Origin of the sequence: Palleronia sp. LCG004 (assembly GCF_032931615.1) — a bacterium.
Taxonomy (GTDB): domain Bacteria; phylum Pseudomonadota; class Alphaproteobacteria; order Rhodobacterales; family Rhodobacteraceae; genus Palleronia.
The window spans coordinates 51,518-75,818 of the sequence record NZ_CP136762.1; the positions used below are offsets into that span (position 1 = coordinate 51,518).

General features: G+C 66.2%; 24 protein-coding genes. 10 read left to right on the forward strand and 14 right to left on the reverse strand.

Features of this window, described 5'->3' with window-relative positions; all coding sequences use genetic code 11:
• Positions 1–30 precede the first annotated feature (30 nt).
• The 5 genes from RVY76_RS17520 to RVY76_RS17540 are packed head-to-tail and all read left to right on the forward strand — an operon-like array spanning position 31 to position 5,320.
• Positions 31–1,185 (forward strand): ROK family protein, encoded by a 1,155-nt coding sequence (locus tag RVY76_RS17520; protein WP_317377759.1) that lies wholly within the window; start codon positions 31–33, stop codon positions 1,183–1,185.
• Positions 1,182–2,615: a M81 family metallopeptidase gene (locus RVY76_RS17525; RefSeq protein WP_317377761.1), complete on the forward strand. Its 1,434-nt coding sequence runs from the start codon at positions 1,182–1,184 to the stop codon at positions 2,613–2,615. The genes RVY76_RS17520 and RVY76_RS17525 overlap by 4 nt, the downstream gene beginning before the upstream one ends.
• The gene (locus RVY76_RS17530) at positions 2,612–3,601 is read left to right on the forward strand and encodes an ABC transporter ATP-binding protein (protein WP_317377762.1); all 990 of its coding nucleotides are present in this window, start codon (positions 2,612–2,614) and stop codon (positions 3,599–3,601) included. Before RVY76_RS17525 ends, RVY76_RS17530 begins: the two co-directional genes overlap by 4 nt.
• The gene (locus RVY76_RS17535) at positions 3,598–4,557 is read left to right on the forward strand and encodes an oligopeptide/dipeptide ABC transporter ATP-binding protein (RefSeq protein WP_317377764.1); all 960 of its coding nucleotides are present in this window, start codon (positions 3,598–3,600) and stop codon (positions 4,555–4,557) included. Before RVY76_RS17530 ends, RVY76_RS17535 begins: the two co-directional genes overlap by 4 nt.
• A 43-nt stretch (positions 4,558–4,600) precedes the next feature.
• Positions 4,601–5,320, forward strand: a complete 720-nt coding sequence (locus tag RVY76_RS17540) for a copper homeostasis protein CutC (RefSeq protein WP_317377766.1) — start codon at positions 4,601–4,603, stop codon at positions 5,318–5,320.
• Between the two features lie 176 nt (positions 5,321–5,496).
• On the opposite strand, the gene RVY76_RS17545 is transcribed toward RVY76_RS17540, so the two are convergent.
• The 6 genes from RVY76_RS17545 to RVY76_RS17570 all read right to left on the reverse strand — a co-directional run bounded on the left by RVY76_RS17545 (position 5,497) and on the right by RVY76_RS17570 (position 11,935).
• Positions 5,497–6,141, reverse strand: coding sequence for an aldolase (locus tag RVY76_RS17545; protein WP_317377767.1), 645 nt, complete (start codon positions 6,139–6,141; stop codon positions 5,497–5,499).
• On the reverse strand, positions 6,138–7,391 hold the full coding sequence (gene otnK / locus RVY76_RS17550; RefSeq protein ID WP_317377769.1) for a 3-oxo-tetronate kinase: 1,254 nt from the start codon (positions 7,389–7,391) through the stop codon (positions 6,138–6,140). Before otnK ends, RVY76_RS17545 begins: the two co-directional genes overlap by 4 nt.
• 39 nt (positions 7,392–7,430) lie before the next feature.
• The gene (locus tag RVY76_RS17555; RefSeq protein ID WP_317377771.1) at positions 7,431–8,930 is read right to left on the reverse strand and encodes a tripartite tricarboxylate transporter permease; all 1,500 of its coding nucleotides are present in this window, start codon (positions 8,928–8,930) and stop codon (positions 7,431–7,433) included.
• 22 nt (positions 8,931–8,952) lie between these two features.
• Positions 8,953–9,438, reverse strand: coding sequence for a tripartite tricarboxylate transporter TctB family protein (locus RVY76_RS17560; protein ID WP_317377773.1), 486 nt, complete (start codon positions 9,436–9,438; stop codon positions 8,953–8,955).
• A gap of 72 nt (positions 9,439–9,510) precedes the next feature.
• Positions 9,511–10,461, reverse strand: a complete 951-nt coding sequence (locus tag RVY76_RS17565) for a tripartite tricarboxylate transporter substrate binding protein (protein ID WP_317377775.1) — start codon at positions 10,459–10,461, stop codon at positions 9,511–9,513.
• 73 nt (positions 10,462–10,534) lie between these two features.
• On the reverse strand, positions 10,535–11,935 hold the full coding sequence (locus RVY76_RS17570; RefSeq protein WP_317377777.1) for a flagellar biosynthesis protein FlgA: 1,401 nt from the start codon (positions 11,933–11,935) through the stop codon (positions 10,535–10,537).
• Positions 11,936–12,108: 173 nt separating this feature from the next.
• Here RVY76_RS17570 and RVY76_RS17575 point away from each other — a divergent pair, with 173 nt between their 5' ends.
• Positions 12,109–12,801 (forward strand): GntR family transcriptional regulator, encoded by a 693-nt coding sequence (locus tag RVY76_RS17575; RefSeq protein ID WP_317377779.1) that lies wholly within the window; start codon positions 12,109–12,111, stop codon positions 12,799–12,801.
• A gap of 138 nt (positions 12,802–12,939) precedes the next feature.
• On the opposite strand, the gene RVY76_RS17580 is transcribed toward RVY76_RS17575, so the two are convergent.
• Genes RVY76_RS17580 through RVY76_RS17610 form a run of 7 tightly spaced genes read right to left on the reverse strand, consistent with a single transcriptional unit; the run spans position 12,940 to position 18,330 of the window.
• Entirely contained in the window at positions 12,940–14,046 is a 1,107-nt protein-coding gene (locus tag RVY76_RS17580) for a PLP-dependent cysteine synthase family protein (protein ID WP_317377781.1), read from the reverse strand.
• Complete coding sequence (locus RVY76_RS17585) at positions 14,043–14,420, reverse strand: Rid family detoxifying hydrolase (protein ID WP_317377782.1); 378 nt, start codon at positions 14,418–14,420, stop codon at positions 14,043–14,045. Before RVY76_RS17585 ends, RVY76_RS17580 begins: the two co-directional genes overlap by 4 nt.
• Positions 14,421–14,430: 10 nt before the next feature.
• Entirely contained in the window at positions 14,431–14,997 is a 567-nt protein-coding gene (locus RVY76_RS17590) for a peroxidase-related enzyme (RefSeq protein WP_317377784.1), read from the reverse strand.
• The gene (locus tag RVY76_RS17595; protein WP_317377786.1) at positions 14,994–15,479 is read right to left on the reverse strand and encodes an esterase; all 486 of its coding nucleotides are present in this window, start codon (positions 15,477–15,479) and stop codon (positions 14,994–14,996) included. Before RVY76_RS17595 ends, RVY76_RS17590 begins: the two co-directional genes overlap by 4 nt.
• Positions 15,476–16,768: a TRAP transporter large permease gene (locus RVY76_RS17600; RefSeq protein ID WP_317377788.1), complete on the reverse strand. Its 1,293-nt coding sequence runs from the start codon at positions 16,766–16,768 to the stop codon at positions 15,476–15,478. The genes RVY76_RS17595 and RVY76_RS17600 overlap by 4 nt, the downstream gene beginning before the upstream one ends.
• Positions 16,765–17,286 carry a TRAP transporter small permease gene (locus RVY76_RS17605; protein WP_317377790.1) on the reverse strand — a complete coding sequence of 174 codons (522 nt, stop codon included), beginning with the start codon at positions 17,284–17,286 and terminating at the stop codon, positions 16,765–16,767. Before RVY76_RS17605 ends, RVY76_RS17600 begins: the two co-directional genes overlap by 4 nt.
• Positions 17,287–17,298: 12 nt before the next feature.
• Positions 17,299–18,330 (reverse strand): TRAP transporter substrate-binding protein, encoded by a 1,032-nt coding sequence (locus RVY76_RS17610; protein ID WP_317377792.1) that lies wholly within the window; start codon positions 18,328–18,330, stop codon positions 17,299–17,301.
• Between the two features lie 139 nt (positions 18,331–18,469).
• On the opposite strand from RVY76_RS17610, the gene RVY76_RS17615 reads away from it, so the two are divergent.
• From RVY76_RS17615 to RVY76_RS17630, 4 genes are read left to right on the forward strand one after another with little or no spacing between them, the layout of a single operon-like run.
• Entirely contained in the window at positions 18,470–19,390 is a 921-nt protein-coding gene (locus RVY76_RS17615; protein WP_317377794.1) for a LysR family transcriptional regulator, read from the forward strand.
• On the forward strand, positions 19,387–20,817 hold the full coding sequence (locus RVY76_RS17620) for an NAD(P)/FAD-dependent oxidoreductase (protein WP_317377796.1): 1,431 nt from the start codon (positions 19,387–19,389) through the stop codon (positions 20,815–20,817). Before RVY76_RS17615 ends, RVY76_RS17620 begins: the two co-directional genes overlap by 4 nt.
• Before the next feature lie 11 nt (positions 20,818–20,828).
• Complete coding sequence (locus RVY76_RS17625; RefSeq protein WP_317377798.1) at positions 20,829–21,812, forward strand: dipeptidase; 984 nt, start codon at positions 20,829–20,831, stop codon at positions 21,810–21,812.
• Positions 21,809–23,206 (forward strand): M81 family metallopeptidase, encoded by a 1,398-nt coding sequence (locus tag RVY76_RS17630; RefSeq protein WP_317377799.1) that lies wholly within the window; start codon positions 21,809–21,811, stop codon positions 23,204–23,206. Before RVY76_RS17625 ends, RVY76_RS17630 begins: the two co-directional genes overlap by 4 nt.
• Before the next feature lie 205 nt (positions 23,207–23,411).
• On the opposite strand, the gene RVY76_RS17635 is transcribed toward RVY76_RS17630, so the two are convergent.
• Positions 23,412–24,230 (reverse strand): VPLPA-CTERM sorting domain-containing protein, encoded by an 819-nt coding sequence (locus RVY76_RS17635; RefSeq protein WP_317377801.1) that lies wholly within the window; start codon positions 24,228–24,230, stop codon positions 23,412–23,414.
• Positions 24,231–24,301: the final 71 nt, after the last annotated feature.

Genomic DNA, 24,301 nt, shown 5'->3' on the forward strand with positions numbered 1-24,301 from the left:
AGTGATGTTCAGATTTGGAATTAACTCAAGATGATCCAGACTGGAGATCATCATCGCAGGCTGCTCTGGGCGCTGTCGGAGGCCGGACAGGCGAGCCGGACGGAACTCGCCGCCGCGGCAGGGCTTTCGAAGGCCGCCGTGACAGCCGCCACGCGTGAGCTCATCGGGTCCGGATTGATCGCCGAGGCCGAGCAGGTGCGCCGCGCCGGTCGGCCCTCGACGCTCCTCACGCTTCGCAGCGGCGCTGTCTGGTTCGCGGGGCTGTCCCTCCGGCCGGGCCGCGGCCGAATCGTCCTGTGCGACATGAAAGGACACATCGCGGGGCGACGCGATCTGCCGGGGCGACGCGACCCCCATGAGATCTGCGCCACGCTGGAAAGCGATCTGGAGGCCCTTCTCGCCGATTGCGGCGTCGAGCGCGACGCGGTCTACGGGATGGGAATTTCGATCTCGGGCGTGGTCAGCCCCGAACAGGATGTGTGTATCCGCTCCACGTTGATGGGCTGGAACGACGTCCCGCTGGGGCGCATGGCGACGGCGGCACTCGGCATGCCGGTTCTCATCGAGAACGACGCCAACGCCCTGGCGATCCACGAGAAACTCTTCGGCGGAATCTCCGGGGATTCCCTTGCGCTCGTCAGCGTGGGTGTCGGCATCGGCGGGGCGCTCTTCATCGGGCGGCAACTCTTTCGCGGTGCCGCAGGCGGTGCGGGCGAGTTCGCCCATATCACCGTGGCCCCCGGCGGCGCGCCCTGCATCTGCGGAAAGCGCGGCTGCCTCGATACCGTCGCGAGCATGCGCGCCGTCGCCACCGCCGCCGAGGAGGCAGGCCTCGAAGAGACCTCGCTCGACGCGCTGGAGCGGGCGGCAGCCCACCGGGGCGACAGCCGGGCGATCGCGATCCTGCACCGCGCGGGAGAGGCGCTCGGCCTCGCGCTGGCGCATCTCATCCAGATCGTGAACCCGGGGCATGTCATCGTCCGGATGGAAGCGGATACCGTGGACGGCCTCTACGCGACGGCACTGGCACAGTCGCTCGACGCCAACGTCCTGCCGCAGATGCGCGAACGCACCGCTCTCGATGTCGGCACCGCGCTCGAGGGTGGACATGCCGCCGGCGCGGCCTCGGTGGCGGCGCACAGGCTGCTCCTCACTCCCAACACGAAACAAAGGAAGATGGCATGAGAGTTGCCGTAGGTGGCCTCCACACCGAATGCTCGACCTACAATCCCGTTCTGATGACCGAGGGCGATTTCACCGTCTGGCGCGGAGACGAGATGATCGGGAAGCCGTATTTCGACGTGCTCAAGCGGCACGAAGCGGAGTATCTGCCAACCTTCTACGCCCGCAATATCGCAGGCGGGCCTATCGCCCGTGAAACATACGAAAGCTTCAAGGCCGAGTTCGTCGCAGCACTCACGGCAGCGCTCCCACTCGACGGGCTCTATCTGGCCATGCACGGGGCACTCTTCGTCGAGGACATGGAAGACGCCGAGGGTGACTGGATCTCGAGCGCCCGCGAGGTGGTGGGCGAAGACTGCGTGATCGCGGCCAGCTACGACCTGCACGGCAATCTCTCCCAGCGGATCATCGATGCGCTGGACGTCTATTCCACCTACCGGACGGCCCCGCATATCGACATTCCCGAGACCCAGGCGCGGGCCGTCGACATGCTCTTCCGCGCATTGGCCGGCGAGCGGCCGGGCATCGTCTGGGCCCCCATTCCGGTGGTGCTGCCCGGAGAGCGGACGTCGACGGAGGACGAACCGGCCAAGTCCCTCTATGCCCGCCTGCCGGATATCGACGCGGTCGAGGGGATCTGGGATGCCTCGCTGAATGTCGGATATGTCTGGGCGGACGAGCCCCGCGCCACGGCCGCGGCGATCATGACGGGTACGGACATCCCCGCCCTCAAGGCCGCGGCCGAAAAGCTGGCGCAGGCCTATTGGGACGCCCGGGACGATTTCTCTTTCGGCACGCAGACGGGCAGCATCGTAGAGTCGGTCAGCGCAGCGCTGGCCAGCGCCACTCATCCCGTGGTCCTCGCAGAAAGCGGCGACAACCCCACGGGCGGCGGCGTCGGTGACCGGGCCGAAGTCCTGTCGGAATTGCTCGATCAGGGGGCGACCGATGTGGTCTTCGCCGGCATCTGCGACAAGCCCGCGGTCGATGCGTGCTTCGCTGCCGGCGAAGGTGCGCGGATTCCGCTTTCCATCGGTGCGACGCTCGATCCCGGCTCCACCCCATGGAAGGGCGAGGTCGTCGTCAAAACGCTCGCCGACGATCCCGCACCCCAGTTGCGCCAGGCCGTCGTCACGATCGAGGGCGTCACCCTCGTTCTGTCGGCCAGACGACGACCTTACCACGATATCGCGAATTTCACCGCGTTGGGCCTGGACCCGGCCGCGGCAAGGATCGTCGTGGTCAAGTCCGGATACCTCTCTCCCGAACTGGCGCCGCTCGCGAACCCGCCGATCATGATCCTGTCGTCAGGCGTGGTCGATCAATACGTCGAGCGGTTGGAGCGGCACCGCAAGGCGGTCGAGACATACCCGTTCGACACGGGCTTCGCCTACGTCCCCGAGGCACGGCCTTCGGCGCGGGCCAAGCCGTGACCGAGGCCTCGATCCTCAAGGTCGAGGATCTCTCGACGACCTTCCGGACGGAACATGGATCCGTCCCGGCCCTCACTGCGGTCAGCTTCGATATCCGGCCGGGCGAAACGCTGGCGGTGGTGGGGGAGAGCGGTTCCGGCAAGAGCGTCACCGCGCTGTCGATAATGCGGCTGCTGGACAGAAACGCCCGGATCGATGCCGCCACTCTCAGCTTCAGGCGGCGCGACGGCAGTCGCGCCGAACTGGTGCGCGCCACCGAGAAGGAAATGCGGGGGATCCGGGGCAACGAGATCGGCATGATTTTCCAGGAGCCGATGACATCGCTCAATCCGGTTCTCACGGTCGGCGACCAGATCGGCGAGGCCGTCATCCAGCACCGGAAGATGTCGCGAGGCCAGTTGCGCCAGGAGGTCCTCGAGCTTCTTCGCCTCGTCGGCATTCCGGCGCCCGAGCACCGGGTCGATCAGTATCCCCACCAGATGTCCGGTGGCATGCGCCAGCGCATCATGATCGCCGTGGCGCTGGCGTGCCGGCCGAACCTGCTGATCGCCGACGAGCCGACCACGGCCCTCGATGTCACCATACAGGCACAGATCCTGCGGCTGCTGAACCGGCTGAAGGCCGAACTCGGCATGTCGATCCTGTTCATCACCCACGATCTCGCGGTCGTGTCCGAGATCGCCGACCGGGTCGTGGTCATGTATGGCGGATCCGTTCTCGAGCAGGGCACGGTCGACGACGTGCTGACACGCCCCGTCCATCCCTACACCCGCGGCCTTCTCGCCAGCCTGCCGAGCGGGTCCGGCGCGCGCCTCAAGGCGATCCGCGGAACCGTTCCCGCACCGGCCGACCGGCCCGCGGGCTGTCTCTTCGCTCCGCGCTGCGATCACGCGCGGGAGCTCTGCGAAGCCAGCCGCCCGGACCTGACCGACCGCGGCGAGGGCCATCCGTCCCGGTGCATCCGCAGCCCGGAGCTCTTCCCATGAACGACACGCTTCTGCAGATCGACGATCTGAAAGTGCATTTCGCCGTGCCCGGCGGCACGGTGCGCGCCGTCGACGGCGTCAGCTTCGATATCCGGCGCGGCGAGGTTCTGGGCGTCGTCGGCGAGAGCGGATCGGGAAAATCGACCGTGGGCCGCGGCATCCTGCGTCTGGAAACGCCCACGGACGGCAGCATCCGGTTCGACGGGACGCATATCCACAACCTGCCCGAGACGCAGTTCCGCGCCTACCGGCGGCGGATGCAGTATGTCTTCCAGGATCCCTACGCCTCGCTCAATCCGCGCAAGCGTGTCGATGCCCTCATCGGCGAGGCGCTTTCGATCCACTCGATCGGCTCCCGGTCCAGCCGTCCCGGCCGGATCGCGGAACTGCTCGAACAAGTGGGACTGCCCAAGTCGGCCATGTCGCGCTATCCCCACGAATTCTCAGGGGGGCAGCGTCAGCGGATCGGCATCGCACGGGCGCTCGCCGTCGAGCCGGAATTCATCATCGCGGACGAGCCTGTCTCGGCGCTCGACGTCAGCGTTCAGGCACAGGTCGTCAACCTTCTGCAGGATCTCCAGCGCGACCTCGGATTGACGATGCTCTTCATCGCCCACGATCTGAGTGTGGTGGAGCATCTCTGCGACAGGGTCGTCGTTCTGTATCTCGGCAAGGTGATGGAGATCGGCACGCGTTCCCAGATATACGGGAACCCCCGGCATCCCTACACGCGGGCCCTTCTCGCAGCCGCGCCGAAAGTCGGGAAAAGGCCGCAGGACACCCCCATCGTCGAAGGGGATATCCCTTCTCCCATGGCCCCGCCGTCGGGATGCGTCTTCCGGACGCGGTGTCCGCTGGCCACCGATGCCTGCGCCAGTGCAGTCCCCCCGCTCGAGCGTCTCGGCGAGGGCCACAAGGCCGCGTGCATCCATCTCGACCGGACTGCGGAATCGTGATCGGCGCGCGGAAACACGTGCCCGGATTGCGGCAAGAACGGGTATGAGCCGGACGCTGGAAATCTGCGTCGACAGCCATGCGGGGCTGATGGCGGCCGTCACGGGCGGTGCCCACCGGATCGAACTCTGCGCGGCGCTGGCGCTCGGCGGACTGACCCCGTCCGAGGCGCTGATGCGGGCCGCGGCACGCTGCCCTGTGCCCGCCTATGCCATGATCCGTCCGCGCGACGGCGATTTCCTCTTCTCGGACGAGGAACTGTCCGACATGGAGACGGAGATCGATCGCGCCCGCGCGCTCGGCCTCGCAGGCGTCGTGCTGGGCGCGGGCTCAGGCGACGGGCTCGATCTCGGCGCGCTCGACCGCCTTGCGAAGCGCGCCGAAGGTATGGGGCGCACCCTCCACAGGGTGATCGACTTGCTTCCCACCCCCGCCACCGCTCTCGGCAGTGTCGCAGATCTGGGGTTCGAGCGGGTGCTCACCTCCGGCGGCGCGGTGACGGCCCCCGAGGGTGCCGCGACGATTGCCGAGATGGTGCGCGCCGCGCCGCCGGGCCTGTCGATTATGGCCGGCAGCGGAATCAGACCCGAAAACGCGGCCGAACTGATCGCCGCAACCGGAGTTCGCGAGATCCACAGCTCGGCCTCCGCGGCCGCGTCACCGCCCGACGCCGATCTGGTGCGCCTCGGCTTCGCCCCCACCAATGCCCGACGTACCGATCCCGAAGCAGTCGCCCGCCTGTCCCGTGCCCTGACCTCCGTCTGAGCTTCGAGCTTGGCGCGAGCGATCGCGAAACCCTGCGCAATGTTCATTCAGCCGAAATCGAGCCTTCCGTTCTTGTCGAATGAGCTAAGATCGAACGGGACATCCATCGAGGCTGCCCCCCTAATCGTAAGATCGTCCCGGATATGAAGTTGTCCGATGACGGGCCGAGGCCGATGTCACCAGTCCACTTCGAACGTCGTGACCAGCGCGGATACCTGCGCGTCGGTCAGCCGGCGCGGCGACAGGGTGCGGGTCATCATTGCCAGCCTGGCCCCGGCCTCGAGCTCCTCGATGGCGTGCACCGCAGCTTCCAGATCCTTCCCCGCGACCACGGGGCCGTGATTGGCGAGCATCACCGCCGACCGCTTTCCGGCAAGGCCGCGGATCGCATCGCCGATGCAAGGATCCCCGGGCATGAAGTAGGGCAGCAGCTTGACCCGCCCGAGCTTCATGATCGGGTAGGGGGTCAGCGGGGGGAGGAAGTCGTCGGCGTCGACATCGGGCATCATCGAAAGCGCGACCGAATGGCAGGAATGCAGGTGCACGATGGCACCTGCCTTGCTGCGGGTCTCGTAGAAGGCCGAGTGCAGCGGCATTTCCTTGGTCGGCTTGTCGCCATCGACGTGGAGCATGCCTGCGTCGAACAGGCTCAGACGCGCCGGATCGAGCGTCATGAAGGACGAGCCCGTGGGCGTCACCAGAAGACCGCCATCCGGCGTACGGACCGAGATGTTCCCGGTCGAGCCATGGGTCAGCCCCTGGTCGTAGAGCGTCGCGGCATACGTACAGACCTGTTCGCGAAGGCGTGCCATCTCGCTCATGGTCTTGCCTCCAGCATCGCCAGTGCGGTCTCGAAAAAGTCGACATCGCCGAAATTGCCCGACTTGAGCGCCAGCACGAGAGGCCGGCCTTCCGCCGCCACTGCGGGAACGCCCGGCGTGATCTCGGGCCCGATGCGCAGGGCGGTCAGACCAAGCCCCTCGACGACCGCGCCCGACGTTTCGCCCCCTGCCGTCACCAGCCGCCGGACGCCGTTGGCGACAAGCAACCGCGCGGTCTCGGCAAAGAACGCTTCGAGCCGTCCCGCGACGATCTCGCGACCGTATTTCTCCTGGGCGGCCTTCACCGTCGCGGGATCGGCGGAAGAGTAGAGCAGGAGGGGGCTGTCGCTTTCGAGTGCGGCGCCGACGGCCTCGTCCGGGGTGACGCGGCCTTCCATGACCTCATCGGCGGTGATCTCCAGTGCCGGATGCCGCTCGCGCCAGCGGGCGATCTGGGCACGCGTCATCGTCGAGGCGGAGCCTGCGATCAGAGCCGCGGGACCCGCCTCTCCGCGCCAGTCTCCCTCGACCGAATAAAGGGCATCCGCGCCCAGCAAGTTGACCGGAAGCCCCATCGCGACGCCGGACCCGCCGGTGATGAGCGGCACACCATCGGCGGCGGCACCGATTGCACGCAGATCCGCGTCGTTGATCGCGTCGATGACGACCAACGGGCGACCGGCCTCGGTCTCCGCCCGAACCGCGGCCAGTATGGCGTCGGGGCCTTCCGCGACGGTGCCGGCGGCGACATGCCCGACCCCACGCTCCGACTGGCGCGCCAGCCAGCGCCGGATGTCGGGATCGGTCATCGGGGTCAGCGGATGATGTTCCATCCCCGATTCCGAAAGCAGTTTGTCCTGTACGAAAAGGTGGCCCTGGTAAACGGTTCGCCCCGTTGCCGGGAAAGCGGGGCAGACGATCGCCGTCTCGGTACCGAGGCGTTCCATCAGGGCCTCGATCACCGGACCGATATTTCCCTGGGGCGTCGAATCGAAAGTCGAGCAATACTTGAAGAAGAACTGCGTGCAGTCCTGCGCGATCAGCCAGTCGAGCGCCTCGAGCGACCGGCGCACCGCGTCCTCTACCGGCATCGTGCGGGTTTTGAGCGCGACGACGCCGGCATCGACATCGGCCGGTGCGTTGCCTTCCGGAACGCCCGAGAACTGAATGACGCGCATCCCGTTCTTGGCAAGCATCGATGCAAGGTCCGACGATCCGGTGAAATCGTCACCGATGCATCCGAGTTTCATGATCGGGCTCCCTGTCGTGTCGAACTCATGGGCGACCCGTCACGAGTCGCGGGTTTCGGTGACGGCTTCCGTCGGGCGGCGAAGCAGCGGCAGGACCACCGTCATCAGCACCAGCAGGATGGCGGTCGCAAGAAGGATGGCGCTGATCGGCCGATCCAGGAACACGGACCAGTCGCCGCGGGACATCGCCAGCGATCGGCGCAGTTCGCTCTCGGCGATCGGTCCGAGCACGACCCCGAGAATGATCGCGACGAGGGGGAAGCCCACCTTCTCGAGCAGGAACCCCGCGAGGCCAAAGCCCAGCATGAGCCAGACATCCATCATCGAGTTCTGAACAGAGTAGGTGCCGACTATACAGCAGATCACGATGATCGGCCCGAGCACCGAGTAGGGCACGTCGAGCATCTTGGAAAGCAACGCGATGAACGGCTTCGAGAACACGAGGATCAGCAGGTTGACGATCAGCAGACCGACGAACACGGCATAGATCAGGTCGGTATTGCCGGTCATGAAGGTCGGACCCGGGGTCAGGCCGTGAACGATGAATGCGCCGAGGATGACCGCGGTGGTACCCGAGCCGGGGATGCCGAGCGCGAAAAGCGGGACGAGCGCGCCCATCGCCGCGGCGTTGTTGGCGGCTTCCGGGGCCGCGACGCCTTCCGGCGCGCCCTTCCCGAAGCGCGAGCGGTCCTTCGACCAGCGGACGGTTTCCGAATAGGCCACCATCGCTGCGGTCGACGCGCCGATACCAGGCAGGATGCCGATGGCCGTGCCCAGAATGGACGAGCGCAGGATCGCGCCGCGGACCTGCCGGATCACCGGCCAGTCGAAGATGCGGATCTTGAACTTCTTGCTGTCCAGGTGGACATCCCCCTCCTGGCTTCGCTTGAGCACCTCGGAAATTGCGAAGAGGCCGATGATCACGGGGATCAGGTTGATACCGCTCATCAATTCGAGATTGCCGAACGTGAAGCGCTGCGTTCCGGTCAGCGGGTCGAGCCCGACGGAGGCGATGATCAGGCCGATGCAGACGCCGATCACGCCCATGATCAGGTTGCCCCCGAGGGAGGCCACGACAGTCAGTCCGAGCACGGCGAGCGCGAAGAATTCGGGTGAGGAGAACTGCAGCGCGATGTTGGCCAGCAACGGCGTGGCCACGATCAGCACCACCGTGCCCAGAACGCCGCCGAGCGCCGAGGAGAGAATACCGATGCCGAGCGCCTTTCCGGCCTCTCCCTTCTGGGTCATCGGGTAGCCGTCGATAGCGGTCATCACCGCCTCGGGGGTGCCCGGGGCCCGATAGAGGATCGCCGTGATCAGGCCCGAGAAGACGCTCGAGGCATAGATCGCCGTAAGCAGCATGAAAGCACCGGTCGGCTCCATCGAATAGGTCACCGGCAACAGGATGACCACGAGGATCACGCCGCTGATCCCGGGCAAGGCCCCGCCGACAAAGCCGATCAGAACGGCGGATGCGAGGATCAGGAGGTTGATCGGCTGGAGGACGACTCCGAAGCCGCCCATCAGATCGCTAAGCATGAAATGTCCTTTCAGCCGTCCGTCAGGGCAGCGGAATGTTGAGAAGCCGATCGAAGACAAGGGCGACGATGGCGACGGCTATCACGGTGTTGAGCACCACCCGCAGGGGCCGGCGCTCGCCGAGCACGACGGTCGCGGTCGCGGCAAAGATGGCGGTCGCCAGGAGGTAGCCGGTCAGCGCCATGATCAGCGAGTAGCCGAGCGCCAGCCCGAAGATCATCAGGTGGGGCCAGCGCCTGCCCGAGAGGTGGTCCCGCTGGACGGCGGCGTCGGGTTCGCTGCCCGAAACCTCGTCGGGGCCGGTGAACTGCTCAGCCCCCCGGGTCCAGAGCAGCAGCGCCATGACGACGACCAGCCCGAGCAGCAGCACCAGCACGCCGAACGGCCAGGTCCGCGGCCCGACGAGGGTAGATACCTCATGGCTCGCCGGGAACTGCGCCGCCTGCCAGAGAAAGCCGAGGCCGACGAAAAACGTGACGATCACGAAGATGGAGAGACGAGTCGACAAGGCGGAACCTCCTGTCAGTACCTGATCCGAAGATCGCATGCCCGCCGGTCAGGGCAGGCATGCGCGAAGGGATCATTCGGCGGCCAGGAGCTCCTGGAAATACGCGAGGTTCTTCTCGAGTTCGGCCCGGTACTCCTCGCTGCCAAGCCAGCCCGGACGCACGTCGAGGAAGGTCCGCGCCGCGTAGTCCTGATAGGCCTCCGAGCCGTAGATGTCCTCGAAGACCGCTTCGATGGCACCGATGGTTTCGGGCGGGGTCTCGGCATTGATGAAGATGCCGCGCTCGTTGCCGAAGGTCAGATCCCAGCCGTTCTCCATGGTGGTCGGAATATCGGGATAGGCCTCGAGCCTGTCGTCCGCCAGCGCGAGGACCGGGACCATCTCGCCCGACTCCATGTAGCCCTGAATGGCGCTGATCTCGTTGAACATGCCGTCGATATTGCCACTCAGCAGGTTCGCGGACGCTGCACCCTCGTTGTCGTAGGGGATGAAGTTCAGATCGAGACCGGCTTCCGCATTGAGGCCCAGAAAGGCCATGCGGTCGATGCTGGCCGCATGGGTGCCGCCGATGATCAGCGTGCCGGGGTTCTCTTCGGCGGCAGCCTTGAACGCCTCGAAGCTCTCGTACTTCTCGGGGTTCACGACCAGCATCAGAACGTCCGACTGCATCCTTGCGACCGGGGTCAGCAGGTCGAGTCCGATCGGGTTCTGTCCGGCGGCGAGACTGGTGATCAGGGTGGACGACGCGAACTCGATGGATTCCCCGTCAGGGTCCGCGGTGGCGGTACGCTGGTGCGCGACGGCACCGGAGGCGGCGGGCAGGTTTATGATGGTGACATTGGCGTCGAGCCGCTCTTCCAGCATCGGCTGAACCGTGCGCGCGAAGTTGTCGGTCCCGCCACCGGCACCGGCGGCGACGAAAGCGGTGATCGCGGACGGACTGTAGCCATCCTGTGCGAAAGCGGGGCCGGAGCAGACGGCGATCGCTGCGACCGTCGCGACGGAGCGGTAGGTGATGTTCATGGTTTCCTCCCTGTGATTTGAACGTGTAGTCCGGCTCTCCGATTTGGTGACATCGCAGAGCCGTTGTCTGCCGTCAGGCCGACAGCCTCTGTTCGGCAAGGCGTCGATCCTGTTCTTCGCGCAGGCGAACGAGCTCGCTGTTCCGGTCGAGCACGAGATCTCCCATCCGGATCAGCTCTCCGGCGCGGACATCCCGGGCCAGCCTGCAGTTCGAGGCGATGTAGAACGGTGCGGGGGCCTGCGCATCGAGCGGGCGGCCCGGCATCATGCGTGAAGACACGCCTTCGATCGAATGATGATGACCGCCCATTTCGAGATAGCTGCCCGCGGGAAAGTCGCGATCGGCATGCGCCACGAGGTCGATATGATGGCCGGGCTGTTCCGCGCCCGACGACACACCTTTGAGACCGATCTCGAAGATCGTCGTGGCGGCCTCCATCCCGAGCAGGTGGCGGGGGATGTAGATCATCGCGGTGCGCCCGCTGCGGCTGACCGCATGGCCTTTGCCGCGCAACATTTCCCAGGTCTCGTCATGCTTGCAGCGCACGACCACGAAGACGCCTCCGGCAAAGCTCACCTCGCCCGGTTCGCGCAGGCAGTGAAAGACGTCGAGCACACGAGGCCGTGACAAGATGCCCCCCTCGGACGTTTCCGACAGAATGGTTGCGACCTCATCGATGCGGGCGATGGGGCAGTGCAGGTCCGGACGGTCGGGCAGCATGCCGCAGGCATTGGCGACCAACGTCATTTCGCACAGATCCGGCACCGCCCGCTGGGGCAGCATGGCAGTGGCGGCCGCGCGCCGCGCGACGAACTCGGCACAATCGCCGTCGCCCAGCCGTTCGAGACCGGCAAAATCGGGTGCCTCGACAGTTTCTCCGTCGACCGTCATGGTGCCGTTGGCCCGGTCATGGACGAAATCGTATTCGCTGGACTTGCCGGCGGCGACGATCTCGAGGCCGAGCACCTCGGCCCAGGTGATCAGGCCGATCAGCAGACTGGGCTGGTCGCCGTCCACCGGCGAAACGATCAGGTTCCGCTCACGCGCCATCGCGGCGAGACCGGGTCCGACGACACTGTCCACCTCCTTGGAAACCATCGCCACGTGACAGCCGTTCTCGAGGGCCATCCGCGCATGGCGGGCACCCGATTCCGGGGCACCGGTGGCCTCGACGACGACCTTGACCGGAAGCGCCGCGACGGTGGCATAATCGCTTGCAGCAATGAACGCTCCGTCATTCCATGCGTCCTGCGCTTCGTCCGCTGTGCTGCATTCCCGGATCTCCGAGGCGGCCACACCTACCGAGCGAAGGCTCTCGGCCGCGATGCCGCTCTCGCGATCGACCGCCACCCGGACGGAGAGCCCCGGCACCACCTGCCCCTGCGCCAGAAAGCTGCGGCCGAAGCCGCCCGTCCCGATGATCGTGCAGTCGACGGATCGCGATCCGCGGTCGAAATAGGCGTGGTGGTTCATCCGGTCCTCCTCCAAGGGAATCGCGATTTGCATGCAACAGGCGACGATTCCCGAGGATAGTCGATTGCATCAATCTATTTTTCGATTCATTGCATGCAAAGCAGAGGCGGTCAAATGTAATTTTCCTACGGTTGGCGCATCATGTATCTCTTTGCATGCAATCAGGAGGCCGCATGAAGGATCAGACCATCGAGCCGCGGCGGGGGACGCGCTCTGCCTATGTCACGCAGCAGGTCCGTGACATGATCACCAGCGGCGAGCTTGAGCCGGGCAGCCGGATCAACGAACGGGTCCTGGTGGAGCGGCTGAACATTTCGCGGACCCCGTTGCGGGAAGCCTTCAAGATACTGGAGGGCGAGGGTCTGATCACGATCCGTCCGAACGCGGGCGCGACCGTCGTTGTCCTCTCGACCGAGGATGTCGAAGCATCGATCGAGGTGCTCATCGGCCTCGAAAGCATAGCCGCCGAGCGCGCCGCCCGGAACGCGACGCAAGCCGCTCTGGACGAACTGGCCGATCTGCACGATCGCATGGTGCAAGCCTGGAGCGACGGCGAGTTGATGGCCTATTTCCACCTCAACCAGACGATCCATCAGAAGATCGTCGATGCTGCGCAGAACCCCGCATTGTCGCGGGTCTACGCCAGCGAGTCTGCGCGGATCCGTCGCTTTCGCTTCGCCGGAAATCGCGACCCGCAAAGGTGGGCACGGGCAGTCGAAGAGCATGCGCGCATCGTCGACACCCTGCGACGGCGCGAAGGCCCCTTGCTGCGCGAGATGCTGAGGGCACATCACCTTTCGGGCTGGGATGCCGCGCGCCGCGCGCTCGAGGTGGACCAGAAGGCCGCAGCCCAAGGCCGGAAATGACGGCAGATACCCGGCGATCCGGCTCGGCAACATGCGCCCGGCAGGTCAGGGTTACTTTCCGTCAATCGGGCTCCGGAGCCTTTCCTTGCACCGCAGGGCCGCACGATGTTCAAGGCCTGCCGACCCGCCGCCCTTCTCCTACGGCCAGAGGACGGAGGCGTCGCCCCGCGCGAGGAACGTCTCGATCGGCTCGATCCACGGCGCGATATCGAGGCCTCGGGCGTTCAGCCAGCCGTCGTCGTAGTAAGTGTCGGTATACCTCGCGCCGCTGTCGCAGACGAGCGTGACGATGGACCCTTCCTGTCCCGCAGCCATCATCCGCGCCGCTATGGAGAGAGTGGCAAAGAAGTTCGTTCCCGTCGAGCCGCCGACGCGCCGGAAGATCCGGTCGGAGAGCACCCGCATGGCCGCGATGGAGGCCGCGTCCGGCACCCGGATCATGTGGTCGATCACCGACGGAACGAACGAAGGCTCGACGCGTGGGCGTCCGATCCCCTCGATGCGCGAAGGCTCGGCGCAGGTCGTGTCGCGATCCCCGGTGCGGTAGCAGTCGTAGAAGGCAGAGCATTCGACATCGGCCACGCAAAGCTGCGTGGGCAGGTTGCGGTAGCGTATGTACCGCCCCAGCGTGGCCGAGGTGCCGCCCGTTCCCGCGCTCATGACGACCCATTCGGGAACGGGATTCTCCTCGGCCTGCATCTGCTCGAAGATGCTTTCGGCGATGTTGTTGTTGCCACGCCAATCGGTCGCCCGTTCGGCGAATGTGAACTGGTCGAGATAATGCCCGCCCGTTTCCGTCGCGACGCGCTCGGCCGCGGCATAGACCTCTCCGGGGCTGTCCACGAAGTGACAGCGCCCCCCGAACCGCTCGATCTCCCCGATCTTCTGACGCGAGGTCGAGCGGGGCATCACCGCGATGAAGGGCAGCCTCAGCAACCGGGCGAAATAGGCCTCCGACACGGCGGTCGAACCCGAGGAGGCCTCGACCAGCGTCGTGCCCTGCCGGATGTGCCCGTTGCAGATCCCATAGAGCACCAGCGAGCGGGCCAGCCGGTGCTTCAGGCTCCCGGTGGGGTGGGTACTTTCGTCCTTGAGGTAGATCGAGATCCCCTCGAGGCCTTCGAAGACCGGTGCCAGCAGGTGGGTGTCGGCCGAGCGTCGTCCGTCTCCCTCGAGGATCGTGATGGCACGCCGCGCCCAGTCCCGCTCGGCGCAATCGGGGAGGGGAAGCTTCTCGAGGTTCATGACAGCTCGATGACCGCCTCGACCTCGACCATCGCGCCCCTCGGCAGGGCCGCCACCTGATAGCAGGCGCGGGCCGGAAAGGGCGCGCTGAAGCTCTCGCCGTAGGCGGCGTTGAGATCGGCGAAGTTCGACAGGTCGGTCACGAGGATCGTCGTCTTGACGGTCTTGGCCATGCTGGTCCCGGCGGCCTCGGCGATGGCCGCGATGTTCGCCATGCACTGACGCATCTGTGCGACCGACCCCCCGGGGGCGAACTCGCCCGTCTCCGGATCGATGGGAAGCTGGCCCGAGACGAAGAGCAGGTCGCCGCTTCTGACGGCCTGGGAATAGGGACCGATTGCGGCGGGGGCGGTGTCGGTGGCGATGGCGTCCATGATCTGTCCTTCAGGTTTCGGAATGGCCGAGCGGATGCATCAGGCGGTTGGCCCAGCCGAAGATCGCGATGGCATGGATGAGGTCGTTGATCTCGAAATCACTCATGCCGCAAGCCCGCAGGGCTTCGACATGGGTTTCGTCAGCCTCGGGGGGCGTGGCGGTGAGAGCCTCGGCAAACTCGACGATCGCCAGATCGCGGGCCGGCAGGCGGTCGCGCTCCGCCCGCCAGAGCGCGGCGATGGTATGGGACGTGCCGCTCAGACGGATATGCTGGCGGGCATGGACGTTGGCGCAGTACATGCAGCCGTTCACCATCGAGGCCGCCAGCGCGCCAAGCTCGCGGTCGGGCCGGGGCAAGCCGCCCTCGGCATACATGATCGCGTTGAAGAGGATGGTGCGCGCGACGTAGCTGTCCGGATCGTGTGCCAGCGTCCGCACGTAGGGCGACACCTTCTTGGCCGAAGGCGTGACCTTCATCGCACTCAGCTGGGCAGAGGTGGCATCCTCGACCTCGACGGGGGGAAGATGTGGCGTCCACGTCAGGGGCTTGATGCGGATGGGGGGCATGGCGCTCATGCGGTCCCTTTCAGCAGGGAAAGTCCGTGCGCAATCCGGATCTGGAAGCAGACGAAGGCCAGAAGCTCGGAGAGCGCGATGATCTGCGGGACGGTGATCCCCGCGGCCTGGAGCGCCGCCAGATCCTCCGGCCCGGCGGCACCGGGGCGACGGGCGATCAGATCGGCATGGGCGGCAAGGGCCCTGAGACGCCGATCCTCCGGTGTCCGACCTTCCGCGAGCGAGGTGAGCGCGCTGTCCTCCGGGGCGGGGTATTCGGCCAGCAGGGCGGCGTTGCCGCCCCCGAGTGCCACCCGGCGGGCGAGGGCGTACCGCAAGGCGGGCGAGAGGCCGAGGTCGTCCTTCGGCGTCAGGACCGAGGCACGGCAGGCTTCCGCACCCTCCAGATACTCCGGACGGTCGGCGCGCAGCGCGAAGGTCGCGTCGCCTTCGGTCAGACCGGCGGCGCGGTCGACCGCGTCGGGTCGGGTATGACGGCTCATTGCGCCGGCCCCATCACGAGATCCGGAAGCCAGAGGGTGATCTGCGGGAAGGTCGCGATGAGGATGAGCGCGACGATGGGAGGAATCATGAGCGGCAGGATCGCGATGGCCAGCTTCTCGAACCGGACGCCCGAGACGGCGGACATGAGATAGAGACCGACCCCCAGCGGAGGCGTGGCGATGCCAAGCAGCAGGGCGAGCGTGATGATCATTCCGAACTGCACCCGATCGATCCCGAAGGCGTCGGCCACTGGCAGAAGCAGCGGCAGCAGGATGATCTTCGCCGGTGAGGCTTCCATGAAGCACCCGATGACGACGAGCAGCACGATGGTGAAGCCGAGGAACACGGCGCGGCTGTCGATGGCATCGAGGATCCCGCTGGCGAAGGCCTGGGGCACCTGCTCGAAGGCGAAGAGCCACCCCATGATCTGCGAGAAACCGATGATCATCATGATCAGCGCCGAGAGCACGGTGCTTTCCACGAAGGCCGTCCAGAGCTTCTTCATGTCGAGCGAGCGGTAGGCCAGCCCGATCAGAAGCGAATATGCGCAGGCGATGACCCCGGCCTCGGTCGCGGTGGCGAAGCCGAAGACGATGGCCCCCATGATGATCGCGGGGGCGACGAGTGCGGGAAGGCCCTCAATCGCGGCCCGGCCGATGCCCTTGAGATCGGCGCGCGGCTCGCGCGGCATGGGCACCCAGATCGAGACCACCCGGATATAGGCGATGAAGGAGGCCGCCACGAGGATCCCCGGCACGATTCCGGCGAGGAAAAGGCGGGCGACGGATTCGTTGGCGAGCCAGGCGTAGACGATCAGGCTGATCGACGGAGGCACGATCGGCCCGACGAGCGAGGTTGCGACGGTCAGCGCGGCGGCGAATTCGGGCGAGTATCCCCGCGCCCGCATCGCCTTCACCTCGAGCTGGCCGAGACCGGCGATATCGGCTGTCGCCGCCCCCGAAACACCCGAGAAGAGCAGCGAGGCGATGACGTTGACGTAGGCGAGGCCCGCGCGAAAATGCCCGACGAGCGCGAGGGCGAAGTTGAATATCCTGTCCGTCAGCCCGATGGCGTTCATCAGGTTGCCGGCGAGGATGAAGAACGGGATCGCCAGCAGCGCGGGTTTCGCCGCACCGTCGAGGATCTGCTGGGGAACCACCATGCCCTGACTGCCGAAACCGGACCAGTAGAGGCCGAAGATCGAGCCCGCCCCGATCGCCATGGTGACCGGCACGCCCAGCAGCATGAGGAGGATGAAGCCCCCGATGACGATGAGACCGAGGGTCATTCGACGGCTCCTTCGATGACGGGCTCGTCCGGGCTCTCGAAAGGTGCCTCGCGGCCCCGCGCGATCGATACGACCAGGTTGAGGAAGTGGATCAGAACCAGCGCCGCCGAGACGAAGAGCGGGGCGGAACGGGCGTAGATGGGCAGGTCGATGGTATCCATCCGCGCGGTCTGCAGCGCGAGGAGCTGCGGCGCGGCCCGCAGGATCGCAACCATGACGAGCGCACCCACGATGGCGGCGAAGATCCCCATGATGCGCCGGCCGGTGCGGGGCAGGCGGGTCATGAACACGTCCACCTGCACGTCGCGCCGGTCCCGGACATAGACGAAGAACCCGAGGAGAAGCATCCAGACGAACAGCAGGAGCGTCCATCCGAACACCCATCCGAAGGCCTGGTCGAACAGGCCGCGCCAGACGATGTTGAAGGAGTTGATGGCCACCATGACGACGAGACAGGCGGTGGCGAGCCACTTGAAAAGTGTCGCCGCGAGGTCGAGGAAGCGGTCGATGACGGCCATCGGGGTCTGTCCTTACTGCGCCGCCGGGGCGTCTTCGCTGGCACCGGCGCTTTCCGAGCGGGCGGCCTCCACGGCGTCCAGAAGACCCTCGGGAAGCTCTCCGTCGGCACCGCGCTGCTCGTAGAAGTCCTGCATGCTGGCGATGAGGGGGGCGGTGTCGAAGTCGAAGTTGACCGAGACCCCGTCCATCGCCTCGAGATCCTGCGTCAGCGTTTCGGATTCCTGCGCCAGCAGCTCGGTCGAATAGGCCGCCGCGTCGGCATGGGCGCGCAGCATGGCGTCTTTGTTCTCGTCGGAGAGGGCGTTCCAAGCATCGGCGTTCATCATCCAGGCGACCGCCTGGGGATATTCGTCGGTGCGGATGATGTTGGGCGCGACCTCGTAGAAGCGCATCGAGGTGATGAGCTCCGCCGGGGCGGTCACGGCATCCACGATCCCGCGATTGATCCCGTCATAGACCTCGCCCCATGGAAGGACGCGGACCTCGGTGCCGAGATGCTCCCAGGATTCGATGATGAGTTCATCCTGATACTGCCGCAGACGCAGCCCCTCGATGTCGTCCGCCGTCTCGACGGGCGTGGAGGAAAGAAGCGTGCGGAACGATCCGCGCGGCATGTCCGGGATATTTCCCAGGATCGTGATTCCGGCCTGGTCCTCGACCGAATCCAGCCACCCCTGAAAGAGGTCGCCCTCCACGAAAGCGGACCAGTGAGCGTAATCCTCGAAGAGGAAGGGGGCCGCGGCATAGCGGATGCCGTCCTCCCAACGGGACATGAACGAAATGCCCGACGGAGCGAGCTGCACGAGGCCCTGCGAAAGCTGCTCGACCACCGAATCCATCGAGCCGATCTGCTCGTTTGGATAGATCCGGACGGTGATGTCGCCGTCCGTGTACTCTTCCACGAGGTCCGCGAAACGTTGGTAGGCCTGCCCCTCGAAGCTGTCGGGGGTCATCATCGAACTCAGACGCCAGACTTCGGCCGAGGCGGGAAGCGCGGCGAAGGCCAAGGCGGCAGAGGAAAGCATCAAGGACATGCGCGACATGGTCGGTCTCCTGTCGAGGGGGCAGGGCGGGAAAATCCCGCTTGCCATGATGCGATTACTGGATAATGGTGATGCTATCATGTCAATAGAGAATGATAAGATCTTTGACTACCGCGCTTTGGAGGCGTTTCAGGCGGCAATGTCGTCGGGCTCCATGACCGGGGCGGCGCGGTATCTCGGGATCGGGCAGCCCGCGGTCACGCGCATGGTGCGCGACCTCGAGGCGTCCGTGGGGTTCCAGCTCTTCCACCGCAACGGGCCGCGTATCTCACCCACCGACCGGGGGCTGCGCTTCTACGAGGAAGTCCAGCGCCTGACCGCGGGAATGCGCGAGATCCGCGCCCGGGCCGGGGCGATCCGCGACGAGCGCCTGCCGGGCTTTGACGTGGCGGCGACACCGACGATGGCCGGCGGTCTGGTCGGCCCCGCGATGGCGGCACTGGGTCCCGGACTGCCCGAGCTCGTGACACTCAAGACCATGAGCGCCGAACACGTGGCCCGGGCGCTCAAGGACCGGTCGGCGGATTACGGATTGTCGGCCTTTCCCTTCGATCACGCCGACCTCAAGCGCCACGTCATCGCGGCGTCGAACCTCGTGGCGGCGGTCCCGACGGGTGGACCGTTCGACAGGGCAGGGCCCATGGCATTGGCCGAGGTGGCAGATACGCGGCTCGTGACGGTGGGCAATGCCTACCGTATCCGCCATACGATCGACCGGGCCTTCGCGGATGCCGGGATCGAGACGCGGCGGCAGATGGCGACGAACTCCTCGCTCAATGCCGTGATGGCCGCGCGCGCCGGGCTCGGCGTGGCGATCGTCGATCCGGTGACCGCTTGGGGCATCCCCATCGAGGGGGTGACGATCCGCCCGCTTGCCGTCGATCTGCCCTACCTGTGGTGCCTCTTCTCTGCCTCCGGCCGGTCGATGCCCTCGGTTCTGGCCCCGTTTGCCGACGCCTTCCGCGTCGCTTGCGCCGAAACGATCCCCGGCTGCCGGTTCATCGATCCGGACGACACCGACCTCATCCGCCGCCTGACCACGAACGGAGGCAAGCCATGACCGACACCACGGGCCTTCCCGCGCTCGAGGCCGAGCTGGCGCGTCAGCGCGTTCTTCTCAACCTGCCGCCGAAATCCTGGATGCCCGCGACCCCATCGCCCGCGGGCGGGCGGGCGCTCGACGTGGCTGTCGTGGGGGCCGGGCTCTGCGGTCTCGTCGCCAACGCCGCGCTGGGGATGGAGGGGATCGACGAGGTGCGCCTCTTCGACGCCGCGCCCGAGGGTCGCGAGGGGCCGTGGATCACCTACGCCCGCATGGAGACGCTGCGCACGGTGAAGGAGGCCGCCGGCCCCGCCCTGGGCATCCCCGCGCTGACCTTTCGCGCGTGGTTCGAGGCGCAGTGGGGCATCGATGCGTGGGAAGCGATGGACCTCGCCCCGCGCGAGATGTGGATGGATTACCTCGTGTGGTATCGCCGCATGACCGGGGCCCGGGTCGAGAACGATTGCCCCGTGACCGAGATCGTCCCCGAGGGCGACCTCTTCCGCGTCGTCACGGCGAAGGGCGATTGGTACACCCGCCGGGTGGTGCTCGCTACCGGTCTCGATGCGCTCGGCGCACCGCGTCTGCCCAGGGTGGCCGAGGGGCTGCCCGACGGCCGGGTCCATCATTCCGCCGATCGCTTCGACCCGGAAAGCCTCCGGGGCAAGCGGGTGATCGTCGTGGGTGCGGGCGCCTCGGCGATGGACAACGCCGCCGCCGCGCTCGAGGCGGGCTGCGCCCGGCTCGACCTGCTGGTCCGGCGCGGGGCCGTGCCGACCGTCGACAAGTTCACCGGCACCGGCTCCCGCGGCATGACCGCGGGTTTCGTGGGCCTCTCCGATGCGGACAAGTGGGCCCTCATGGACGAAGGCGACCGCTTTCCGGTGCCGCCGCCCAGACACTCGGTCGAACGGGTGGCGCGGCACGAAAACGCCTTTCTTCACGTCGGCGCCCCGGTCGAGGACGTCGAGACACGCGGCACCGGCATCGCGGTGACGACGCCCCTCGGCGAGATCGAGGCCGACGTGGCGATCTTCGCCACCGGTTTCGGGATCGACCTTCCGCGCCGCCCCGAACTCAGGCATCTCGCACCCCATGCCCGGCTCTGGGGCGACGTCGTGGACGGTGCACGGGCCGCCGCGAACCCCGCGCTCGCCGCCCATCCCTATCTTGCCGACGATTTCACCTTCATCGAGCGGACCCCCGGCAGCTGCCCGGCGCTTTCCCGCGTCGCGCTCTTCGCATACCCCTCGGTGCCGAGCCACGGAAAGGTGACGAGCGGCATCCCCGCATCGAGCGAAGGCGCACGGCGCCTTGCCTCGGGTCTGGTGCGCAGCTTCTTCGCCGAGGATGCCGAAACGCATCTTACCCGCTTCCGCGACTACGACACGCCCGACATGACCGGCGAGGAATGGTGCCCGACCCCCCTCCCGGTGCGCGCCTGAAAGGAACGACCATGACCGATCTCCACGGCAACAGCATCGTGATCGATGCCCTGCAATGCTCCGCCTTCGACCGCGACCTGTTGCTGGCCGCACAGAAGGGCGGCGTCACCGCCATCAGCGCGGCCTCCGTGCTGTGGGAGAATTTCCGCGGCGGCATGGATTACGTGGCAGGCTGGAACCGCCTGATAGACGAGAACGCCGACATCGCCATGAAGGTGCGGACCGTCGCCGACATCCATGCCGCCAAGGCCGAGGGCAAGGTCGGCATGATCATGGGGTGGCAGAACACATCTCCGGTCGAGGACCGGCTCGACTACTTCCGCATCTTCAAGGATTGCGGCGTGGGCATCATGCAGCTCACCTATAACACGCAGAACTTCTTCGGCGCGGGCTATCTCGAGGAGCGCGACAGCGGTCTCACGGGGTTCGGCCGCGAGGCCGTGGACGAGATGGGACGCTCCGGCATCCTGATCGATCTCAGCCATGTGGGAGTGCAGACCTCGCTTGATACCATCTCGGCCTCGGACAAGCCGGTCGCCATCACCCATTGTCTGCCGCGTGCCCTGCGCGACGTGCCGCGCAACAAGCCCGACGAGGTGTTCCAGGCCTGCGCCGAGAAGGGCGGCGTCATCGGGACCTCGCTCTTCGCGCCGGGACTTCCCGCCGGGAACGAGGCGAATGTGGGCAGCGTGATCGACGCGCTGGAATATACACTCGATCTCGTGGGTGAGGATCACGTCGCCATCGGAACCGATTTCAGCCACAACCGGCCGCGCCCCGGCCCGTGGCTGCTCTGGGCGAACAAGGACAAGGGCACGGGACGTACCCTGACCGAATTCGGATCGGCGAAGATCTCGAAGCCCGAGGGCATCCGTACGAACGAGGAGTTCCCGAACCTCACCGCCGAGATGCAGAGCCGGGGCTGGTCCGACGAGCGTATCGTCAAGATCCTCGGCGGCAACTGGTTGCGCCTGCTGGGTGACGTCTGGGGATGACCCGGCCCCGGGCCATCGTGCTTCAGCTGTTCCACGAGGCCAGCGCCATCGCCCCGGCGCTGGTGACGTATGACGAGTTTCTTGCCCGCCATCATCTCGAAGGCGAGGCGGTACGGGCGCGCTTCGGCGGCAACGAGAACTGGCTCGGCGGCTGTCTGGAGGCGCTCGATGCGGCCCATGCCGAGACACGGATTGGCCTCTGCACCGCCGCGCTACCCGGCGGTACGGTGGCTGGTCCCGACTATGCGCGACTGGAGGCCGAGATCCTCGCCAGTCTCGACGGGCTGCGCGCGGATTTCGCCCCGACGAACGTTTTTCTCCTGCTGCACGGCGCGCTTCTGGCCGAAGGTCGCGAAGACCCCGAGGGCGATCTGGTCCGTGCGGTCCGCGCCCGTGTCGGGCCGGAGGTCCATATCGGCGTCGCCCTCGATTTCCATGCCAATCCGGGGCCAGGGATCATTGAGGCTGCCAATTTGGTGCTGGCCGGCAAGCTCTACCCGCACACCGACGCACGCCCGCGCGGGGCTCGCCTGGTGGAGCTGTCTCTGACCGCGCCGGAGCTGCGAACCATTCATGTGCCGATGGGCCTGCAGGTGCCCATGCCGCACCAGCAGACCCATTCGGGGGCCTTCGCCGATCTGGTTGCGCTGAGCGATACGCTCGAGACGGGCCCGGTCGCGGATGTGACGCTTCTCGGGGGCTTTCCCTTTTCCGAGGCACCGTTTCGGGGGACGAGCTGCCTTGTCTCGGCTTATGACGACGCCGCGGCACGGCGGACGGGCGAGGCTATGCGACGCGAAGTCGAGGCGCGGCGCGACGCCCTCGTGACGCCCGTGCCGACCGTAGCCCAGGCGATGGTCGAAGTGCGCAGCCGGCTGGGCCGGGGCCGGGTCGTGCTTGCGGATATCGGCGACAATCCCGGCGGTGGCGGACTTGGCGACTACACCGGCATCGTACCGCACCTTGTCGCTTTGAACTGCCCGTTCGCATTCGGCTTTCTCGTGCTTCCGTCCATTGTCGAGGCGGCGCATGGTCAGGGCGAAGGGGGCATCCTTCAAATCGCGGGCGAAAGTTGCCGGGTCGAACGGCTTCTCGAGATTTCCTACCGCAATACAGGCCCCATGATGCGCGGCGAACCCGTTCTGGGGGGCGCGGGGGCTGTGCTGAGTGTCGGGATGGGACGGATCCTCGTTTCGACCTTGCGGGTGCAGGCCTACGACCCCGGGGCCTTCGTCTCGGCCGGGATCGACATCCAGGCCTGCGCTGTCATCGCAATAAAATCCTCGGCCCATTTCCGGGCCGGGTTCACCGCACTTGCCGAAGGCGGGATCGTACTCGCCGACAGCGGTGGTCTATCGTCACCGCGCAGAGCCCCGCGAACAGTCATGGGCTAGCTTGGGCTCGTCGGGGAAATCGCTGGTATCGCAGGACAGTCAGCCGACTTAACATAAGATCGACTATCGGTTAACGCCTGGTACGCATTATGCGCGAAAAGCGTATGTCGGTGGATTGCAACCCACCCGCCCCGCAACAGGCAAGCTTAGATTAATAGGGATAGCGGACCGGCCAACGAAGGCCGGTCCGCCAAGTTCAGTTCGCTCAGGCGGCCTTGCGGCGACGGCGTCCGGCGATCGAGAGACCACCGATACCGGCAAGCAGAAGGAAGCCGGCCGCGGGGATCGGAACCACACCGGTATTCACCGTGATCGAAGAGATCGCGCCGTCGAGGCTGATCACGTCGGAGTTGACGCCGGACTGCGCGAAGAACTGCAGCGCACCGACACTGTTCCAGTTGAAGTCAGGGTTGTCGAAATCCGTGAACGCCGCGAACGGAGTTCCGCTTTCCACGACCGTTCCACCGAACGACGTCGTCTGACCGGACGTGTCGTAGGCCGTGATGCCGGCGAAGAGGTCGGCATCGACACGAAGGACGTCGAAGAAGAAACCGCCGCCGATGGGACCGGTCCAGAGGTCGAGCCCGCCGAGACCGTTGATGTTGACTTCGTTCGGCAGGAAGCCTCCGTCCTGGCCGTCATAGGTGACCCAGCCACGACCGGTCACGCCATCTTCGTTGTTGAAGCTCAGGATGCCGTCAGCCGGGCTCTGGGGATCCGAACCGGCAACCAGCGACGTCGCGCCGAGGCGGCCCTTGGCATCGGTCTCGACATACATGTCGCGATAACCGCCGATGGCCTCGGCAGCAGCGATTTCCGAACCCTGCGGAGCTCCTTCGCTCGGCGCCGGCCGGTCGAACGTGGTCTGCGGGGTATCGAACGTATCGATGGTGATCACCGCAGCAGCGGCAGGGCCGGCGGCGACGAGAAGGGCGGCAGTGGCTGCACCAGAGAAAAGTCTAATCATCATACTTTCAATCCTTACTTTTGTAACTTCGGCCGCGCGCGGATTGCGCCCAACCATCGAGGTCCGGAATCTGAATAACACATCCTACCCCAGAGTATCTAGAATTTTAGTGGAAGTTAACTGATTTT

Bases quoted from the DNA above. Each gene is read 5' to 3' on its own strand.
- RVY76_RS17520 (WP_317377759.1), top strand. From the start codon at position 31: ATGATCCAGACTGGAGATCATCATCGCAGGCTGCTCTGGGCGCTGTCG.
- RVY76_RS17525 (WP_317377761.1), top strand. From the start codon at position 1,182: ATGAGAGTTGCCGTAGGTGGCCTCCACACCGAATGCTCGACCTACAAT.
- RVY76_RS17535 (WP_317377764.1), top strand. From the start codon at position 3,598: ATGAACGACACGCTTCTGCAGATCGACGATCTGAAAGTGCATTTCGCC.
- RVY76_RS17540 (WP_317377766.1), top strand. From the start codon at position 4,601: ATGAGCCGGACGCTGGAAATCTGCGTCGACAGCCATGCGGGGCTGATG.
- RVY76_RS17545 (WP_317377767.1), bottom strand. From the start codon at position 6,141: ATGAGCGAGATGGCACGCCTTCGCGAACAGGTCTGTACGTATGCCGCG.
- otnK (WP_317377769.1), bottom strand. From the start codon at position 7,391: ATGAAACTCGGATGCATCGGTGACGATTTCACCGGATCGTCGGACCTT.
- RVY76_RS17555 (WP_317377771.1), bottom strand. From the start codon at position 8,930: ATGCTTAGCGATCTGATGGGCGGCTTCGGAGTCGTCCTCCAGCCGATC.
- RVY76_RS17565 (WP_317377775.1), bottom strand. From the start codon at position 10,461: ATGAACATCACCTACCGCTCCGTCGCGACGGTCGCAGCGATCGCCGTC.
- RVY76_RS17570 (WP_317377777.1), bottom strand. From the start codon at position 11,935: ATGAACCACCACGCCTATTTCGACCGCGGATCGCGATCCGTCGACTGC.
- RVY76_RS17575 (WP_317377779.1), top strand. From the start codon at position 12,109: ATGAAGGATCAGACCATCGAGCCGCGGCGGGGGACGCGCTCTGCCTAT.
- RVY76_RS17580 (WP_317377781.1), bottom strand. From the start codon at position 14,046: ATGAACCTCGAGAAGCTTCCCCTCCCCGATTGCGCCGAGCGGGACTGG.
- RVY76_RS17585 (WP_317377782.1), bottom strand. From the start codon at position 14,420: ATGGACGCCATCGCCACCGACACCGCCCCCGCCGCAATCGGTCCCTAT.
- RVY76_RS17590 (WP_317377784.1), bottom strand. From the start codon at position 14,997: ATGAGCGCCATGCCCCCCATCCGCATCAAGCCCCTGACGTGGACGCCA.
- RVY76_RS17595 (WP_317377786.1), bottom strand. From the start codon at position 15,479: ATGAGCCGTCATACCCGACCCGACGCGGTCGACCGCGCCGCCGGTCTG.
- RVY76_RS17600 (WP_317377788.1), bottom strand. From the start codon at position 16,768: ATGACCCTCGGTCTCATCGTCATCGGGGGCTTCATCCTCCTCATGCTG.
- RVY76_RS17605 (WP_317377790.1), bottom strand. From the start codon at position 17,286: ATGGCCGTCATCGACCGCTTCCTCGACCTCGCGGCGACACTTTTCAAG.
- RVY76_RS17610 (WP_317377792.1), bottom strand. From the start codon at position 18,330: ATGTCGCGCATGTCCTTGATGCTTTCCTCTGCCGCCTTGGCCTTCGCC.
- RVY76_RS17615 (WP_317377794.1), top strand. From the start codon at position 18,470: ATGTCGTCGGGCTCCATGACCGGGGCGGCGCGGTATCTCGGGATCGGG.
- RVY76_RS17620 (WP_317377796.1), top strand. From the start codon at position 19,387: ATGACCGACACCACGGGCCTTCCCGCGCTCGAGGCCGAGCTGGCGCGT.
- RVY76_RS17625 (WP_317377798.1), top strand. From the start codon at position 20,829: ATGACCGATCTCCACGGCAACAGCATCGTGATCGATGCCCTGCAATGC.
- RVY76_RS17630 (WP_317377799.1), top strand. From the start codon at position 21,809: ATGACCCGGCCCCGGGCCATCGTGCTTCAGCTGTTCCACGAGGCCAGC.
- RVY76_RS17635 (WP_317377801.1), bottom strand. From the start codon at position 24,230: ATGGTTGGGCGCAATCCGCGCGCGGCCGAAGTTACAAAAGTAAGGATT.